We start from the raw sequence: 16,692 nt of genomic DNA on the forward strand, positions 1-16,692 counted from the left end.
AGTTCATCCAAATGGCGGGATAAACTGCTCGCCAAATCCACTGATGCTTTGCCATCTAAAAAGTTTGCGACAGAACCTATCGACATGTATGCCGAAGGGCACACTGTCACCGATGCGCCCAAGCTGCCGCTGAACATGCTGGACGCGCTGCGCGAATATGACAAGGATGCAGGGTTGAAGGCTGCTATGGGCGAGGAATTCTCGGCCGCTTACCTGAAGATGAAGAAGCAGGAGTGGATGTCTTTTACAAACCACTTGTCGCGTTGGGAAAAAGAACACACATTGGATGTCTAACTGTTTGATCCCATCGCGTTGTTTTAGGATGTTCTGGCCCCGCCAAGTGGGAAGAGTTTGAGCATAACAGGCTGACAAATAGAAAGGAGCTGGCATGCGGTTTTTGACGTCCCTCATATTCATTGGTGTTCTGGCAACCGCGGCGAATTCTGACGTAACCAGTCGAAACGGTGGCCCAAGCAACAGTCAAATGCTTTCAAAGGGTGGCGACGGAGGTGTTGATGGCGTCGCTTTCTTTCGACCAGTCTTAAGCGGAGTCTTGTATCGATCCGGTTTCAAAGGCGGTGACAAGGACCGAACGGGCCTAAGTAACGGTCAACGCAAAACTCTGTGCAGTGAAGGGTTTTCAACCGGGTTTTATGCGGACTTTGGCAAAAACACTGAATACGGTCGCACCAGTTGTGGAAGCGGATCCTTTGACTATCAAAGTGCCAGATCCTCCCGACCCGATGCTGTCATGGCGTCCATACACGAGGTGATTGAAAACCCCGGAAAAGGCCCTGTCTTGGTGCACTGCATGTGGGGCGTTCATTCTTCGGGGGCATTGTCGGCAATGGCACTCGTTCAGTTTTGCGGTTGGACGGAAGGCAGGGCCAAGGAATATTGGAATGATGCCCGAAACGGGGCCCCGTGTTCAGGCGGGTGTGACCAGTGGATTGACTCAAAATTCGCCAACTTCAGTGTTGACCCCAATTTGAAGATCTCCGCCGAACAACAGGCAGCGATTTGTCCCAAATGATATCAGAAGGACTATCCAAATGAAGTTCAATCTTCTGGGGTCACTTGCTTTCATTGCACCCACCGTCTTGTGGGCGAACGACGATGTTCTTGGTGAAGCCACGACATTTGAGAGTCCCAACGGCGTTACTGAACGCTGTATTCGGATCGAAAAAACTCCTACGGGCGAGTATAAGAAAAGCGATCTTGAGGAAGAAACAGCCTATTGCGAGATCGATTTCTATGCACCCGGTATCGCTATTTGCCCAAAAACCTGGAGCACCAGCCCAGGAATGGCCGTCTACGATATTTCGGAAGGGCCCTACGCGGGGAACCGTTCTGAGTTCGAGAGAAACGCTTGCAAAGAGGGGAAGGCGGCGAAAGATCTGGCCAAGGACAGGGTGGCCAAATTCAAATCCACCATGAACCAAAAGGGCACCAGCGGAACCTTTTCCACCTCGTCGCTGCTTTACTATCATTTCTCCAGATATTTCGACACGACTGTAAAAGTTCCAGTCGCTGTTTGGCGCAGCATGGACGCCCAGGCGCATTTTTCCGAGGTTGCCGAACCTGGCCTTGCGATTTCTGGTGGCTCTCATGGCGGGCGCATGAACCATGAAGGCTGGCGGGTCTTCGCAGCTGCGGATTCCGACCCAAATTCATACCAACCCACCGATGATCTGTTCACCTCGGATCGAACGCAAATTTACGGTGTACTGCTTGACAGTCCCGGGCATCGATACGGCTCGGAAATCAACGGCACCCGCAAATCTGGTTGGGGGAAAGGTCAGAACCGCGATTTTCAGGAAACCCCCGCTTTCTTGGCTTTGCGATCTTCAAAACCCTTGCTAGAGGCCATTGCAGAGGGCGTGAAAGAAGGCCGAAAAGACCGGATGATCAACAAGGATCTCGGTCCCGATGTCAGTGACCAACAGATGGCATTTTGGATGCAAGAACTGACCGAGATTGTTCTCCTCGACTTTATCTTTAGCCAGCAGGACCGCGTAGGAAACATAGACTTCACACCCTATTGGTATTGGGTCGAAGACGGAAAGCTGAAGCACAAGAAAGCCAAACACCATGAGCCAAACGATGGAGATATTCCCGCCGAAGCATTATTGATCCGTCGCAGCAATCTAAACGACAACGATGCTGGTGGGCGGGTCGAGTATGCCAACTTCGCGAAATCCACTCAAATGCTGGAGAAAATGCGGCACTTCTCTCCAAGCACGTACCGGCGCTTGGTCGCTTTGAATAATGATCTTCAATCTCAAGGTCCCGTCTACGGCTGGTTGTCGCGAAGCCTTGGGTTGTCAGATAGGCAGATTGCACAGGTTGTAAAAAACACCGAGTTGGCAACGTCCATTCTCCAGGACAATTGTTCTAATGGTGATTTGATGTTCGACTTGGATCCTGTCGCATTCTTTTTGAGAAACAACACCGAGGTAGAGACAGTGGATTGTAATGACCCGTAGGCTTTCTACGCTTTTTGCGGCGTTCATTTGGACCGCTCTAATCGCCTGCAAAGCGGCGGCATTGGACGTCATCGTCATATCGGACCTGAACGGCAGTTACGGTTCGGTAAAGTATGCGCCTCGGGTCGATACGGCGATTGAACGGATAATCGAGATTGATCCCGATTTGGTGATTTCGACGGGCGATATGGTCGCGGGACAGCGCATTCCCAACTTGTCAGACAAACAAGTCAGGGAGATGTGGAATGCCTTTCACGAAGCCGTATCAGATCCTTTAGAGGCCGCCGGAATTCCATTTGCGGTCACGCCTGGGAACCACGATGCCTCTGCTTACCGAGGGTTCGAGCGTGAAAGAAAAATATATGCAGAGCAATGGACACCGAGAAAGCCAGACGTCGATTTCCTGATTTCGGATGACTACCCGTTCTTCTACGCATTTGAGATGCAGGGTGTAACATTTGCGTCTTTGGATGCAACAACCCTAGGGCCGCTATCCGGCGACCAGCAGGACCGGCTAAAGGAACTGGGTTCAGATGGAGACCCGATTGTCACTTTCAGTCACCTCCCACTTTGGCCTTTCGCGATCCAGCGCGAACGCGAAATCATCGGTGACCCGACACTTGAGAAAATCTATCTGGAAAGCGGTGTTGTTCTGCATCTGTCAGGCCACCATCATGCCTTCTATCCGGGTTGGAAAGGCGGTGTGGCTTATGTTTCACAGGCTTGTTTGGGCGGTGGCCCGCGGCGGCTTATTGGCGATAGCGCCAGATCACCTCACAGCTTCACGCATGTTACGTTCCAGTCGAACGGAGAGTTTGGGATAGCAGTATATCGAGGGCCTGATTTCGAAAGGTCGGTTAACTTCAAGTCGCTCCCAAAAGAGATCAGATCCCCGAATGCGGTATTGAAACGCTTGGACCTTGTGAAATGACTAGAAGTTGAGTTTCAGCTCAACTTTTTCAGGGACCAGATCGTTTATCATCTCTTCGATCCGGGCTTCCGAAAGTCCACCCGAGGTGATGAAAAGCAATGAAACACGAGATTTGCCCGGAACGTGGTGTTTTCTGACCAGCTTCCAGCCAGCGTCTGCGGCCATGGCTTCAATGGCTCCGCTGACTTTTAATGAGTGCTCTTCGTCTGAGGCCTTGAGGGAAATTTCAACACCCTTGTTGCGTCCACCAAGCCAAATGAAACACCAACAAACAACCGCCACCAGCGTGGCCATCAAGGGCAAGCCCAGCCCTACCGCCAGCCCAAGCACGGTGACTATGATCATTTCCACCGTGTCGACCGGGTCATCCATATTTGACCGGAACCGCAGCAGAGCTCCTATTCCAAATATCACGAACCCGATCATCGATCCGTGCTGTACGACCAGAAACCCAACCGCCATGCCAACAAGCGCGTATAGGAAGAACAGTCGCGGCATGACGATATCACTGACACTTCTGCGGGCTCTCCGCCTCACGGGGTGATAGACGATTAGTCCAGTCAGTATGACAGTTACGATGACGTCGAGAGTGAAGAAATACAGTTCCTGTTTGCCCCGAAACTGTAACCAACGTCGTTCGATAAGTATTTCCGACTCCGTAGTACCGGCCAACATGGTCGCGGGGTCGATTTGTGTTACCGCAGCGCCTGGCAACAGCACCATCAATAGCGCGGCCATGAGTGGGAAAGTCTTGTTCAACTTAACTTCCTTCCTGCTTGCTCTGGCAGATTGCGTTCCGCCATCTTGTCCAATTCAATCGCAACAGGCGCGATCAGGTAAAGAGATTACCGTGCATTCTCCGGACATCGCATCCGGACTGTGGTACGAACGCTGATACAGGGATGTGGTCCAAGCGCGAGAATATCCAATGTCAGAACACAAGCTGCTTCGGTCGAAAATTGGCTTTTCACGGCGCTTCCCCAAGCTTAGGACACTGGCTTCTTTTGCAAGCGCTACTATTGCATTTCTGGCTTGGATTGAGCTCGCCCACGCCGACAACCCCGGTTTGACTCTCATCGCCTCATTCAAGGTGGCAGATAAATCGGAAGGCTTCTCAGAGCCTTCCGGATTGTCTTTGTCCAACGCTGAAGGCTTCTTGTGGTCCGTAAGCGACGCTGAACCTGGACTGCACCTACTTGGAACCGACGGGGTGTTAGGAAACTCTTTCAAGCTGCCTTCATTGGCGGGATCAGATCTGGAGGGCGTCGCATCACGAAAAGATGGGTCTGTTTTAGTACTTCAGGAAACTGATCGATCAATTCTAGTCGTTCACCCGACAGACCCCATTCAACTAACTACAATCCCTCTCACATCTCTCAAAGGCTACTCGGACGCCGCTGAATTGCTCGTCGGCAATCCATTGAATAAGGGACCTGAGGGCATCACCGTCGATCCGGACACCGGCCGAGTATTCGTGGTTATCGAAGGTCAGCCGCGGCTGTTGTTGGTATTGTCACCAGAGCTGACTGATATTGAGGAAATCATCCCTTTGGATCGCGAGGCTGGTTTTATGTCTGATCGCGTAGGGGACGATGAACTGGATTTGAGCGGCCTGGCATGGTCCCGGTCCTCACGTTCTCTTTGGATTGTGAGTGACAAAAGCCGTCAGATCTTCGTCTACAATCCAAAATCCAAGTCAGTGAAGTCTATCAGTTTGACGTTCACAGAAGATGGAAAACAAAAGGAAGTTAAACATCCCGAAGGGATCGCTCTCGATGAGACCAGAGGGCTTCTCTACATCCTGACAGACGACGCCAAGAAATCGCGGCTCTATGTTTTTAATATCCCCAAATTTTGATCGCTAGGGAATGAAGCTCACATCGCCACAATAGCTTCCGCAAGTTGTTGCTGCTAGCTTACCACTCCTCTTCGTTGGTCCGCCCTAATCAGAACCGAACACTTAAGTTTGCACCGAGGCCGTGCTCTTGGCCGTTGGAGCGAACTGAATAACCATATCCTGCCGTCAGTCTGGCCAGATCAGAAATCTGATACCCTAGCCCCAGACCAAGAACGAAACCATTTGCACCTCGGTTTTGTCCGACTTGTGTGAACGTGCCAAATATCGGGCTCGTGACAGTGATTTCGTGCTCACTATCCTTGTTGGCAAAGAAGTCATACTCGTAACGAGCAAAGGCGATTGGGGTTAGCAAACCATTCTCTGTCAAGAAGTCCCGTTGGTAGTCAAACCCAATGGAAGCGACCAGAGACTCTGCATTCGCTTTTTCAATCGAGTAGTTGAAGTCACCACCGCCAGTCTCTGTGCCTGAACCTTGTTGAATACGCCCGTAGTTCAATCCAAAAACCGTAGAAACCCTTGCACCGCTGTCCAGGTTAAACAACTTCCGTGCCTGGATACCGGCGTGGATTCCCTCTTGGTCCAATTCCGATTTAGCCTCGCCTCCTGTAAAGCCATCAACAGAAGGGTTAGTCCGTTTGGCGTCAGTTTCACCGAACATGTAACCGATCAGCCCGGAAAACTCCCAGGTTCCTGTTGTTGTACGCCCATAGACGCCCACATGATAGCTGTCGGTCGAAAAGTCCTGATCGACTTGATCGTGTTCATCCATGGAGGATGTCCCAAAACCTGCGTACACGCCGACCACACCTCTATCGGTGCTTGCGACATCCGCTCCGACCAGAATGGTGCCCAGCGAATAGTCGAATGTCCCAAGGCCGTTGCTTCCATCAACGTCCCCGCTCACATAGGCCGTGTCGATCCACCAGCGCCGATCAGAGCAGTCTATTGCGCCACTAGGGCTCTGGGCCGAGTCGATGTCTCCCGATGCAATAGGTTGATCCTCATTGCTGAAGCCGACCGCTTGATACTTGCGGCAGTCAGCGTGGCTCAGCACGGTGTTGGTTATCAGGTCAAGTTGCTCCAGACCAACGGTCAAATTGGAGGAATATGGTTCTGCGTGCACACTATTAAACCCAGCCAAACCTGAATTGGTAAGCGTGTTAACGGCATTGCCCAAGGTTGTGCCGTTGGTCAGGTTGGTTCCTGGAGACGTGTTTGTGGTGTTGGCCACCGCACCAGCAAGGTTGCTTGCATTGGGAGATCCAACAACTGATGGATGTTGCGGTAAACTCGAAACGGGGAGGGTCGAAAACGCAATATCAATTCTACCGTCTGCGGTTGGCGTGTTTGAGATACTCAGACTGGATAGGGCGGGCAGAGATCCTCCGGCAACAAGAGTTGGGGAGTTTCCATCGAAACGCGAGGCTTGAAAAACCGTGTAGTCGTTGCCAGCAGCATAGTCCTGCGCAGTCAAGCCTGGACGAGCGGCTTCGACTTGTATGGTGGCGTTGTTGATACCAGTGACTGCGTCTGTTGACGAAACCAGATCCGCTTTTTGTGCCGCTGCGGGGTCGACTTCCGACAAAATCGTCGACCCCGCAGCGAAGGAAATTGCACTATTAATATTCAACGTCCCAATCGAGGAGCCCGGTGAAAGAACAGCGCCATTTCTCACGTTGAAATTGAATGCGTTCACGGTGCCGTTGCCGGCCAGAGTACCAAAGTTATCAAAATCGACCGTGGTCAGACTGCTGGATGCATCGAGTCGTAGCGTTGTGCCGCCACCTATCACCATATCGCTAGTGGCCGACATCGAACTGTTGGTCAGAGTAAAATCAGACGCTTCAGCAACTCTTGTCTGAATATTGAGCACACCAAAAGCGATTTCTGTCGCGTTAGTGACTGTCAAATCATCGTAGGTCAATGGAGTATCTGACTGGAAGTAAACCTCTGTAGGATCAACATCGCCACCGTTTGCAGGTGCAAATGTCATGGATCGTCCTGATCCAATCGAAGTCCCTACAATATTGACTCGTAGTGTGCCGTTGATTTGCGTCGTCAAGGCCTCCCGTGAAACAAAGTCGCCGCTCCCAGCCGCTACATCGACGTTCAACAAAGTCAGTACCGATGCTCTGTCTGGATTTTGACTCTGCCCCGGGACATAAAGCTCAATTTCCCCAGAAGGCGTTATGGAAGAATTACCAATCAGAAGCGCCGTGATGGGTCCGTTTGGAATTGGCAGGCAGGTTTTCACAGTAGAAGATATCGTCTGCCCGCTAAGAATGGTCTCTGTTCCAGCAGTGTATTCGTCACGGGGAGCACCAACTTCGACGCAAGATTGCGAACTTTGGGCCTGGGCAATGCCGGGCAGTAAGAAGTACGCCAAGGCTCCGAGTGTGAGCTTAGTGAAAAGTGCGCGATCAACGTACGGCGCTACGCTTGCCTGAACTCGATCCTTTGTTTCCATAAGCTCTCCCCACTAACTTCACAAACGCGGCCACAACCTTTTGCGATCATCCGGAGAATATTTGAGCACAAAAAAATATTCGAATGAAAGACCGCTATGGCAAATGGTTTTTGATGGGGGGCCGCGGTGCAACAGTGCCGCTTGAAGATTATTCGCCTCGCGATAGAATTTACTCACGAAACTGCAAGAACTCTGCCCGGAGTATTCGCGCATGCAGAAAGCACACCAGTTACGTCCGTCTGCTGCGACGAAGCGCTTAAAGCGGCCGTTCAAGCAAAGTGCAGCGAGTTGTCGAATGCCAGTGTTCGAATTATGGATTGCGCGGATGATGTTTGCTCCCAACTGTCACGCGTCGCGGCGAACTGCAGATGTACTCTTCTGCAGGGAAAGGAGCCCCAAGGTGGAAGTGCGGAAAGTTGGACTGGATATCGGTTTCGCCACGCTCAAAGGCTCGTCCACGGCGGTCAATTCCCAGCGCTTAGCCTGCAACTCCGGCGTGTCGAAATCTCGGATCATGGAAGCGTCTGAAGGCATAGTCTGCTGCGGAAATGGTGCCGCAGAGAAGGTCATCGACAACGCTTTCGTGAGAGAGCCAGACGACCCTTGGAGTGTAAGCGTTGCTTTTGATGGCGATACCATTCGCGCGATGACGTCGCACAGCTTTTTCGATCACAGCCGCCGACAGGGTTCCAGTTCGGGCTGTTTGGCGAAGAACGGTCGAAATTCCTTGTCTTCAGTGATGGTGACGAAACTAAATCGAATTCGGTGACAACACCGGCGAACCATGCAGCGGAACCTTAGGTACATGATGGAGAATCGAAAATGGAGACTAAGATAGCCAGAAAGAGCAACCGCGACGATGCCCGGAAATGGGCGTTCTTTCTCTGTGCAATCTTGACGGCATTCAACACTGGTCCAGCAATTGCACAAGATTGGTCTGCGCTGCCGGCGCGGTTGGCCGAAAAGGTCGAAGCCGCCCAAAGGGCTTGTTCTGAATTCGAGAACGGACAGTTCGCCCTGGAGTTCGGTGCGGTTCGCCGCGTGGATCTGGACGGAGACCTCCAGCGGGACTGGGGGCTGGACGAAAGTGGATTCTCGTGTTCGACCGCTGCATCACTCTATTGTGGTACAGGCGGTTGCATGTCCCATTTCCTGATCGAGGATCGTGCGTTTTCGCTTCTCAATCAGGGTTGGGAGATGGCGAACATCGGCCCGTTCCGGGTGCTTCTGGCGGATGTGCATGGCTCGCAGTGTGAAGGTATCAACCCAACGCCCTGCATCGTAGCCAGCGTATGGGATGCAGAAGAAAAGGTGTGGCGCAGCACGCGCGCAGAGTGGGAGTAGCGTATTTGAAACGACACCTCGAAATGATTATGCTCAATATCGGCACTATCGCATCGGTGCTGGCTGTTTCGGGGTGCATTGAAACTACTCCTGAGGTTGCCATAAGCGAACCTGATCCGGAATTGATCTTCGTCCGCGGCTACAGAAGCGCTGCTGATGATTGCCGCCTCGTTGGCGAAAGCGCTTTTACCCTCGATTTCCTAGACGACGCTGCCGATCTTGTAGCGTGTTCAACCGGTTCGACGGATATGGATGAACTCATGGCACAGACTGGTGTGCCAATCCTGACCCAGACGAACAGCTACACATTTTTCAGCGTACCGCGAAGGTAAGAAACATCCATGTCCGCGTCCCAATTCATTTTTTCTTGCGTCCCCACAACAATGGCAACCATTACAAGAATCACGGCCACTGCGAGGAGTGCAACGGAATCTTTCAGAGAAAAGTTGTCAACATCGTTTGCCATCTCACTATTGGCTGCAGCTGTGATCGGGAACAACGCTGCGGGGGATCCTATACCCGAGGGTCCACCTGGCGACATTGGCACCTTGACCGAGGAAGACTTCATTGTCGATGGATCTGCAGGTGGCGCAAAACGCTTTACCTTCACCAATGGCGAGCGAAGCCTGTATTTCATCCCCATGATCCATATCGCCGAGCAGCCTTTCTATGATCGTATTGCCGCTGAGGTCGAACGCCTCAAGCTAAATGGAGCGGACCTCTATTACGAGTTTATCGACTTCGACACGGCCAGCGTCGCCGACAAACTAAGGATACGCGCAATGCTGGGCATGCTTCCCTCGCCGGCCTTCTATGCCGAGAACGTGTCGGACGGTCTTGTTGCACAGGACAACGAGGCTTTCCTTGGCTTCCCCGGTGGTCAGGATGTGAACGTGGATCTGACACCAGCACAAATCGCAGACGCCTATGAAATGCTGATTGGACCACTCGAAATCAGCGAAGAGAACCTGTCGACGCCCATGAGAGACTTCGTTCTGCCGACTGCGGACCCCGCGCGGGTCACGCAGATCACAATTGACGCACGTAACAGGCACTTGGCAGCCGTGATCGATGCCGCTCCGGGTAACGTCGTTGTCCTCTATGGCGCAGCGCATGGCGCGGGGACCCTGCAAGAGTTGCGGGCTCTCGATCCCGAATGGCGGCGCGCGCCCACATTTTGACCGGCCGACCCCACCTGACAGTTTAGTATCGACGCCCGAGAAAGAGTGCGTGCGTCTTCGCGTCTGGTTTACCCCAGAAGCGTGCTTCACTCAAAAAGCATGATGAGGTGACACGGAGGCCACGATATGGGTCGGGATTACCAGGTGCATTTTGTACTACCGCAGCAGGGAAACCGAGCGCTGCTTCAGAGAAGATTCTAAGGTGGCGAATTTGGACACTCACCGGTTTTGAGGGAGCAGTGCCAAGGCGATTGACTAAGCCGTGGAGTAGGGTCCATGATTTCAGAGAGATCGGGCCGCCGCTCTAAGGAGTTCGGAAATATGGGATTTGTTCAAGCAACCAAAACGTGCTTTGGAAAGTACTTTGTTTTTTCCGGGCGTGCAGTGAGGTCTGAGTACTGGTGGTTTGTGCTGTTTGTTGTTCTCGTAAGCCTCGTCTTTGCAATCGTCGACGCATCAATCTTTGGGACGGATCCCGAAACCGGACAAGGCATCCAAGTCCTGACCCCAATTTTTCAGCTTGCCGTTCTAATACCCATGCTGGCTGCTGGATGGCGTCGACTGCACGACACAGGACGACCGGGCTGGTATTTGCTTTTGCCTGCAGCACTAAGCATCGCGACTGTGCTCATGCTGTTCAGTGGCATCGCAGTGTTCTCTGCGCTCGAGCAAGGCGCGAATGATCCTGAAACTCTGAGGGGTCCAGCGGCTTTCCTCGGTGTCACCGGGTTGATGGTTGTCGGTATTCTGCAACTCATACTCTCAGTGCTCATGATCTGGTGGCTGAGTCGACCGTCACAAGAAGGCGATAATGCATACGGTCCCGCTCCAGTTTGACGCTATGACGCAGACTTGGTCAGAGGTTTTGCGGGGACGTAGTAAAGTTGTTTGGGAGAATACTAAGGAAGAATCTACGGTTTGCCTGCACGGGTCTCGCTATTCCGACTGTCAACAACCAACAGAATCAAATTTGGGGGGGAATAAGTGTCTAACTATTCAAAAATTGGCCTTGCAGTCTTCGTTGCAACGGCTGTCGCAGGCTGTGTCGAGACGACGCAACCCGGCTCTGGTGACGGTGAGGCCGTCGCGCGCGCCAATTGCGTCGCAGATGTCAACTCTACCGTCGGTGTCACCGGTTCGTCAGTGAACGACGTTACTCGCCTTGAAGATGGCTTTAGCCTGCTCATGAACGTACCCGGCGCGCAAAATTTCTGGGTCTGCGAGACGACTCCGTCCGGCGCTGTCACGTCCGTGTTCTTCATGGGTGAGGGATAAGCTCTTTGAAGCGGGCGGTCTAAAGAGCCGCCTATTCCAAGAGGAAAAAAGATGTGAAGCGGGTGTGGCTTTGGGCACTAGGTTGATGAGTCAACCGGCTCTCACGAATTTGAACACCGGCAGCCGCCGGTTTCGCTCTCTACAATAATGAGGTCACAAATGAACTGGCTTTCCACATTATTTACGTCCTTTTTGCTCGCTGCTCCATTGTCGGCAATGGCAGATTGGCAGTTTAGTTCAGGCCCAAGCCCTAATGCATTCATTCAGGCGAACAATATCACTTTAGAACTGCAATGCGACCGCATACGGTTTGCTCCAGCAGGCTATGAAGACAGCCAAGACATCGTGAACAAGCAGGGGCTTTCGTTTCGTTTCATGAGCAACGGCACAGCTGAAGTCGGTGCGTTTCAGGCCGAGCGGGCCAACAGTTCCTTCCGGGTTGTGGACAATTACCCCGTCGAAATTGAGTTCAATGACGCCAATGACTACGTGTTTGTTCTGGATCAGATTGCCGCTAACGCGACGCTCAATCTCTCTATGACCGATCAGGACATTTCGTATGCGATCCTCGAATTGAAGGGGTCTTCGGCGGCCATCCGTTCGTTGAAACGCAGTTGTAGTAACCTCGCCTCGTCGGGTTCAGGTTCCCGTCCGGAAGCACCTGAAGGCGTAGTCTATTGCGGCGGGGGCGGCACTCAGCGACAGATCGAATATGCCATTGTCGACACCGGCAGCGACTGGGACGCGCGTGTTACAGTCAACGGTGAAACGATGGACGCAATGACGTCCTACAGCTACTTCGGCAATGCAGAGCCGCCGCGTGGCTTTATCGTCGCTCTCTTGGGCCAGGACCGTTCCGAGTTTCTCGTTTTTGAAGATGGTTCAGAGCGTTGGATCGAATTCGGAGACTATCGATATGATCAGTGCAACTAGGGGCGCCGCGAAAGTGACCCTGATCTCGGCGCTGTTCTCTTTGACCATTGGTGCGGCTTTATGGGTCCTCTATTGGGTGCAAGGTGTGCAGATTGACGAGGACGGAGTGCTGCACGAAGCGTTTTTCCTTCTCGGCCTTGGATGGATATTCACCTTAGGTGGAGTGGCGATGCTTCTGACGTCGCTGTTTCTCTATTTTTGGAACCGTTAATGCGGCTCTTCGCCTTAGTCGCGGCGATGGTAGTGCTGGTGACTGCCGCGTTCTGGGCGGGCGCGCGTGTACAGCTGGCCGTACAGGAGGACAACTGCCTGGACCTCGGCGGTGGAAGACATCCAGGGGACTACCCGGTATGCGTGGTAGAGCGATTTCCTGACTGGATTTCCATCGGCCCGATTGCTCTAATGCCTGCTGCTGTCCGCGAAATGAGCACCGAAGAGACCGGCAATGAGCAAGTGATCCTTCGGCTCGAGCTAAACAAAGACGCTGCTTTCGCCGTGGCGGGCCTGACAAGAGCGAAGATCGGAAAGGACCTTGAGCTGCGAGTTGGGAACAGGATGGTTAGCGCCGTGACGGTCAGAGAGGAGATCGCGAACAGGCGATGGAACCTCATCCTTCCCAAGGAGGCCGCCGATCTCGCGGTGCGTGAATACCAATGACTCAGCTAGCGCAGCTTCCTGCATCGAAATAGAACAATTGTGCGGGTCTGCTAGAGGAAAATCTATTGTCGAAAAACTTAGATAGCACTCTCTGCCGCAGCCTTGATCTTCAGCTTTCTGCTTCTGGCGGGATGTGCAGATTCCGTCCGGCAAGGCGGCGCGTGACAGGACACCCTGTCGGTGGTTTTGGATCAGGGTCCGCCCAGCAATATCGAGCGGCTCAACGATGGTCGGCGAGCATACTAGTGGATTGTCGAATTCACAGGCACGCAACCGATTGTAACCAACGCAACGACGAATGTAGAAAACGACATTTTATGTTCTACCCTAGCGAATACGTCATCTACTACGTTCGAGCCCTATTAGTATCGTTGCCCTTATTCTTTGATTGCGACGCCGCAGGGATATAAGTGGGCCATAGAGGGGCTTTTCAACGGGCGACCCAGATGTAACTAACCTTGCACCGATTTAGGTTATGCAGAATACGGCCCGGAGATCATCTTAGCCATGGAAATAACGGGAATCTGCACTCATCATTGAGATTTATGGAATCATCAAATGACGGAAAACCTATGAACTATGATGTCGCGCACGCGCTTGCTTCTGGTGCCTTACTTTACGCCACCTATTGGTAAATGCAGCTTACCGGTGTCCTTGACGGAAAGAGCAAGGGAAGACAGCGGCTGACACTTGCGGTCGCCTTTGCAGTCGTTATTCTTTTGCTAAATCTAGTGTGGCCAACCGCCTGATGAGTTTCCTTTAAGACTAGTTCACGAAGTCGCCGGGAGAGCGCTACCGCATTCAGCTCTCAGGAACCCATCCGCATAAAGTGTAGATCTGGTAAGTGGAGGTTTCTTCGTCTGGTGAGTTTACAACCAGCAGCCTATTTTTCTCAAGCGGGGTTAAGAGCTGGCGGTAAGAATAGGTTGCACCGTCAAATGAGCAGGCCAGATCAACGATTTGCACCGCGGTTCCGCGAAGAGCCTGAACTTGAGCGTAAGCACAAGACCCGTCGTCCGATTTGCGCCCCTCGTCGTCATAGATGACGTATCCGGCACGAAGGTCCCCATATTCCTCCGAAATCCGCGCGCCTTCCGCGCACGAAAGACCTTCCGGGACATAGAGTCCAGAAAAATGCACCTTTTCGGCCACTACAATCGATGAACTCAAGCCATAAAAGATAGTGGCAAGTTGTACCGTAGATTTGGAAACCATGCGGTTATATCGCGCGCGAGGTCAGTGTGGGTCAAGGCGATTCCGTGTAACGCACAACTCAATCGCGCGCGTTGTTAGCACTTCCCTAAAGGCTATCGTTTGGGCCACGACCAAGGTATGGGTTCCGCCGCTTCGACAAAGGTTTCCCCAGTGGCTTTGCCGAGGTGATGCGTGAGCGCATTACCCTTGCTCAAAGCTTTGGCTAACGCTCGGTTGTGAGAAACGACGATGATCTGACTTCGCGCGGAGGCTTCTTTGATCAACCGAGCTAGAGGTGGGATTAAGTCAGGATGCAGGCTTGTTTCGGGCTCATTTAGGACCATCAGGCTAGGAGGTCGTGGCGTCAGTAAGGCCGCCACGAGGAGCAGGTATCGCAGGGTCCCATCCGACAATTCCGCAGTGCTGAGCGGGCGCAGCAACCCGTGCTGTTTCATTGTGAGGCTGAATAACCCATCTTTCGCATGAACCTCAATTGAACTTCCCGGAAATGCGTCCATGACGGTCTTTTCAAGTGTTGCCACATCGCCGATTTCCCGAATTGTCTCAATAGCTGCCGCCAGGTCCGAGCCGTCACTTGCAAGAATTGGAGTTCGGGTGCCGACCTGTTGCCTTCTGGCCGGGGCCTCACGATCAGTCCGAAGTTGATCATAGAACCGCCAATTCCGCATACGGTCTCGTAAATGCAGCAGCTCTAATGCGTTATTCGGATCGGCTGCGTGGGTCATCATACTGTCAAACGGTGGAAGGGTAGTGGCCGCCTGGTTCCAAGAACCGTACTCCGACCGTACCCGTACACACGGGCCACGGCGCTCTGCAAGCGCGTTGTGTCGGCTCAATGTCTCGCCGATCCACAATGCTTCGGACTTGATCTCAGGATCATTAGAAAAGGCTGAGGTTTCTGCTGGCAATCCAAGCTCGACTGCGTACCCGTAGTCTTCGGACGCAAAGCCAAGCTTTAGGCCGACTGGTTTGCTCCGAGTCGTTCCGGTGATGGGTACTTCACCCGTTTTCATCCCTCGAGACAGCACTTCAGGCCCCGCCCACATTGTGGAGCCCAACCCTCCTTCAGACGCGAGTGTAGAGATGACACTACCTTGTGACACCTCGCTCAACATTCGAAGCGCGCGATACAGCGACGACTTTCCGACCCCATTGCCACCGGTAATTACCGTCAGGGGAGCAAGTGGCAGAACCAGATTTCGGAGAGATCGATAACCGGCGACAGCAACTGTAACAAGCATTTCAGTCTTTCCGGCTCCGGCGATCACACATCAACAGACGACCTATCAGACTAAACACAGGATGTCCGCAACAGGTTTTGATTAAGGCTTTCATGTAGCCGCTGCGAATGAGAGCTTTGTCTGTGGCTGACACAGTTGCATGGAACAAACTTCCTTGCTGTTATTTCTGTCCAAATGAGCTAGACGCACTAGAAAAAGGGAGGTGGGTAGTAGTTGTAAAGCCGCTTTTTATGAGGTTGGTGTCCCTGAGCGAACTCGATGTTTGGCGCTCGCTGCCTGATGATGAGTGTCTGAGCATTTCTAAACGCTTCCGGCTGAACGCGAAGTGACTCCGGTTTAGCCGACCCAGAATACCCCATCAAGGAGGCGGCGGTCGTTGGCTATTTTGCGCCCAATCCTTATTTGTTGATTGTCAGCTCTCGTGCTGAGTTGGTCTGCATCGAAGACAACAACTTGCCTCAAGCCAATTACCTGATACGCATCATCATCGTAACAAACTAGACCCCAGCCGGGTTCTCCACATCCCTTCCCAAGGCAGCGAGGTCTGAGTATCGGTCGCCGATCCGGTGGTGCGGGCGACCACGGGTTGATGCCCCCAGAGCCACAACAAGTTCATCCACATCCGGCGCGTCGTAGATTGAAAACTGGACGGTCAGGTAGTGCGACCGCCGCCCGGTATCATGTTTGTCCATCAGCGGGATCTGAATTTGGGTGTTCGCGGGCCCTCGCGTGTTTGTGAAACCGAGATAGCTTTTTGCACCCACTGCCTCACGATAATAATTTCCGTACTGCAGGGTGTGAATAAGCGCGGAGGCATGTTCAATCTCACAACTTGTCCCGGCGATACAGGCTTTTCCGTAGGCTTCTATCGCATCGCCTGATCCCGCCAGAGCGATCAGTCTGTTGGTGAGCATCTCTCCCAGAACTGGCGCCATGCGCTGAATCTCTGGTGAAAGATCATCGACAAAGCCACGTCCTGCCCAAGGGTTTCTGACCACCGCTGCCACGCCGATCATGCGCAACACGGGTTCCGAAGGTCGGCCTCCTTCTGTGTGAATATCCTCATCAAAGGTGACTACCTTGCGCAATTCGGGGATCATATTG

Annotated in this window: 17 protein-coding genes and 1 pseudogene; 13 read left to right on the forward strand and 5 right to left on the reverse strand. The window is 52.8% G+C overall.

Going from position 1 to position 16,692, the window contains the following annotated elements; translation table 11 throughout:
* From AC2FJV_RS18755 to AC2FJV_RS18765, 3 genes and pseudogenes are all read left to right on the forward strand, one after another.
* Positions 1–294, forward strand: a pseudogene (locus AC2FJV_RS18755) (hypothetical protein); the annotation flags it as partial.
* A gap of 758 nt (positions 295–1,052) precedes the next feature.
* On the forward strand, positions 1,053–2,486 hold the full coding sequence (locus tag AC2FJV_RS18760; protein WP_496714326.1) for a hypothetical protein: 1,434 nt from the start codon (positions 1,053–1,055) through the stop codon (positions 2,484–2,486).
* Positions 2,476–3,417 carry a metallophosphoesterase family protein gene (locus AC2FJV_RS18765; RefSeq protein WP_170621296.1) on the forward strand — a complete coding sequence of 314 codons (942 nt, stop codon included), beginning with the start codon at positions 2,476–2,478 and terminating at the stop codon, positions 3,415–3,417. Before AC2FJV_RS18760 ends, AC2FJV_RS18765 begins: the two co-directional genes overlap by 11 nt.
* Here the strand turns inward: AC2FJV_RS18765 and AC2FJV_RS18770 are convergent, their stop codons facing one another.
* A complete protein-coding gene (locus AC2FJV_RS18770) occupies positions 3,418–4,176 on the reverse strand; it encodes a hypothetical protein (protein ID WP_170418903.1) in 759 nt (252 codons plus the stop codon).
* Positions 4,177–4,345: 169 nt separating this feature from the next.
* On the opposite strand from AC2FJV_RS18770, the gene AC2FJV_RS18775 reads away from it, so the two are divergent.
* A complete protein-coding gene (locus tag AC2FJV_RS18775; protein ID WP_170621295.1) occupies positions 4,346–5,275 on the forward strand; it encodes an SdiA-regulated domain-containing protein in 930 nt (309 codons plus the stop codon).
* Between the two features lie 88 nt (positions 5,276–5,363).
* Here AC2FJV_RS18775 and AC2FJV_RS18780 read toward each other — a convergent pair whose 3' ends face one another.
* The gene (locus tag AC2FJV_RS18780; protein WP_496714328.1) at positions 5,364–7,742 is read right to left on the reverse strand and encodes an autotransporter family protein; all 2,379 of its coding nucleotides are present in this window, start codon (positions 7,740–7,742) and stop codon (positions 5,364–5,366) included.
* 211 nt (positions 7,743–7,953) lie between these two features.
* On the opposite strand from AC2FJV_RS18780, the gene AC2FJV_RS18785 reads away from it, so the two are divergent.
* The 9 genes from AC2FJV_RS18785 to AC2FJV_RS18825 all read left to right on the forward strand — a co-directional run bounded on the left by AC2FJV_RS18785 (position 7,954) and on the right by AC2FJV_RS18825 (position 13,132).
* A complete protein-coding gene (locus AC2FJV_RS18785) occupies positions 7,954–8,511 on the forward strand; it encodes a hypothetical protein (RefSeq protein WP_010443781.1) in 558 nt (185 codons plus the stop codon).
* A 53-nt stretch (positions 8,512–8,564) separates the two neighbouring features.
* Positions 8,565–9,086, forward strand: coding sequence for a hypothetical protein (locus AC2FJV_RS18790; RefSeq protein ID WP_010443783.1), 522 nt, complete (start codon positions 8,565–8,567; stop codon positions 9,084–9,086).
* Between the two features lie 23 nt (positions 9,087–9,109).
* Positions 9,110–9,418, forward strand: a complete 309-nt coding sequence (locus tag AC2FJV_RS18795) for a hypothetical protein (protein WP_010443785.1) — start codon at positions 9,110–9,112, stop codon at positions 9,416–9,418.
* A gap of 114 nt (positions 9,419–9,532) precedes the next feature.
* A complete protein-coding gene (locus AC2FJV_RS18800; protein ID WP_010443788.1) occupies positions 9,533–10,267 on the forward strand; it encodes a hypothetical protein in 735 nt (244 codons plus the stop codon).
* Between the two features lie 276 nt (positions 10,268–10,543).
* Positions 10,544–11,104: a DUF805 domain-containing protein gene (locus AC2FJV_RS18805; protein ID WP_010443791.1), complete on the forward strand. Its 561-nt coding sequence runs from the start codon at positions 10,544–10,546 to the stop codon at positions 11,102–11,104.
* A 147-nt stretch (positions 11,105–11,251) separates the two neighbouring features.
* Positions 11,252–11,542 (forward strand): hypothetical protein, encoded by a 291-nt coding sequence (locus AC2FJV_RS18810; RefSeq protein ID WP_010443792.1) that lies wholly within the window; start codon positions 11,252–11,254, stop codon positions 11,540–11,542.
* 159 nt (positions 11,543–11,701) lie between these two features.
* On the forward strand, positions 11,702–12,475 hold the full coding sequence (locus tag AC2FJV_RS18815) for a hypothetical protein (protein WP_496714331.1): 774 nt from the start codon (positions 11,702–11,704) through the stop codon (positions 12,473–12,475).
* Positions 12,459–12,686, forward strand: coding sequence for a DUF3955 domain-containing protein (locus AC2FJV_RS18820; protein ID WP_496714333.1), 228 nt, complete (start codon positions 12,459–12,461; stop codon positions 12,684–12,686). The genes AC2FJV_RS18815 and AC2FJV_RS18820 overlap by 17 nt, the downstream gene beginning before the upstream one ends.
* Positions 12,686–13,132 carry a hypothetical protein gene (locus AC2FJV_RS18825; RefSeq protein ID WP_010443799.1) on the forward strand — a complete coding sequence of 149 codons (447 nt, stop codon included), beginning with the start codon at positions 12,686–12,688 and terminating at the stop codon, positions 13,130–13,132. Before AC2FJV_RS18820 ends, AC2FJV_RS18825 begins: the two co-directional genes overlap by 1 nt.
* 801 nt (positions 13,133–13,933) lie before the next feature.
* Here AC2FJV_RS18825 and AC2FJV_RS18830 read toward each other — a convergent pair.
* The 3 genes from AC2FJV_RS18830 to AC2FJV_RS18840 all read right to left on the reverse strand — a co-directional run bounded on the left by AC2FJV_RS18830 (position 13,934) and on the right by AC2FJV_RS18840 (position 16,688).
* The gene (locus tag AC2FJV_RS18830) at positions 13,934–14,347 is read right to left on the reverse strand and encodes a hypothetical protein (protein WP_010443801.1); all 414 of its coding nucleotides are present in this window, start codon (positions 14,345–14,347) and stop codon (positions 13,934–13,936) included.
* Positions 14,348–14,439: 92 nt separating this feature from the next.
* On the reverse strand, positions 14,440–15,588 hold the full coding sequence (locus AC2FJV_RS18835) for an AAA family ATPase (protein WP_029622285.1): 1,149 nt from the start codon (positions 15,586–15,588) through the stop codon (positions 14,440–14,442).
* 497 nt (positions 15,589–16,085) lie between these two features.
* Positions 16,086–16,688, reverse strand: coding sequence for an amino acid synthesis family protein (locus AC2FJV_RS18840; protein ID WP_010443804.1), 603 nt, complete (start codon positions 16,686–16,688; stop codon positions 16,086–16,088).
* Positions 16,689–16,692: the final 4 nt, after the last annotated feature.

It is taken from the genome of Ruegeria sp. CDSA241 (assembly GCF_059611265.1).

Coding starts and splice junctions, on each gene's coding strand:
- AC2FJV_RS18815 (WP_496714331.1), top strand. CDS start 11,702: ATGAACTGGCTTTCCACATTATTTACGTCCTTTTTGCTCGCTGCTCCA.
- AC2FJV_RS18825 (WP_010443799.1), top strand. CDS start 12,686: ATGCGGCTCTTCGCCTTAGTCGCGGCGATGGTAGTGCTGGTGACTGCC.
- AC2FJV_RS18775 (WP_170621295.1), top strand. CDS start 4,346: ATGTCAGAACACAAGCTGCTTCGGTCGAAAATTGGCTTTTCACGGCGC.
- AC2FJV_RS18790 (WP_010443783.1), top strand. CDS start 8,565: ATGGAGACTAAGATAGCCAGAAAGAGCAACCGCGACGATGCCCGGAAA.
- AC2FJV_RS18785 (WP_010443781.1), top strand. CDS start 7,954: ATGCAGAAAGCACACCAGTTACGTCCGTCTGCTGCGACGAAGCGCTTA.
- AC2FJV_RS18830 (WP_010443801.1), bottom strand. CDS start 14,347: ATGGTTTCCAAATCTACGGTACAACTTGCCACTATCTTTTATGGCTTG.
- AC2FJV_RS18760 (WP_496714326.1), top strand. CDS start 1,053: ATGAAGTTCAATCTTCTGGGGTCACTTGCTTTCATTGCACCCACCGTC.
- AC2FJV_RS18820 (WP_496714333.1), top strand. CDS start 12,459: ATGATCAGTGCAACTAGGGGCGCCGCGAAAGTGACCCTGATCTCGGCG.
- AC2FJV_RS18795 (WP_010443785.1), top strand. CDS start 9,110: ATGATTATGCTCAATATCGGCACTATCGCATCGGTGCTGGCTGTTTCG.
- AC2FJV_RS18805 (WP_010443791.1), top strand. CDS start 10,544: ATGATTTCAGAGAGATCGGGCCGCCGCTCTAAGGAGTTCGGAAATATG.
- AC2FJV_RS18780 (WP_496714328.1), bottom strand. CDS start 7,742: ATGGAAACAAAGGATCGAGTTCAGGCAAGCGTAGCGCCGTACGTTGAT.
- AC2FJV_RS18840 (WP_010443804.1), bottom strand. CDS start 16,688: ATGATCCCCGAATTGCGCAAGGTAGTCACCTTTGATGAGGATATTCAC.
- AC2FJV_RS18835 (WP_029622285.1), bottom strand. CDS start 15,588: ATGCTTGTTACAGTTGCTGTCGCCGGTTATCGATCTCTCCGAAATCTG.
- AC2FJV_RS18765 (WP_170621296.1), top strand. CDS start 2,476: ATGACCCGTAGGCTTTCTACGCTTTTTGCGGCGTTCATTTGGACCGCT.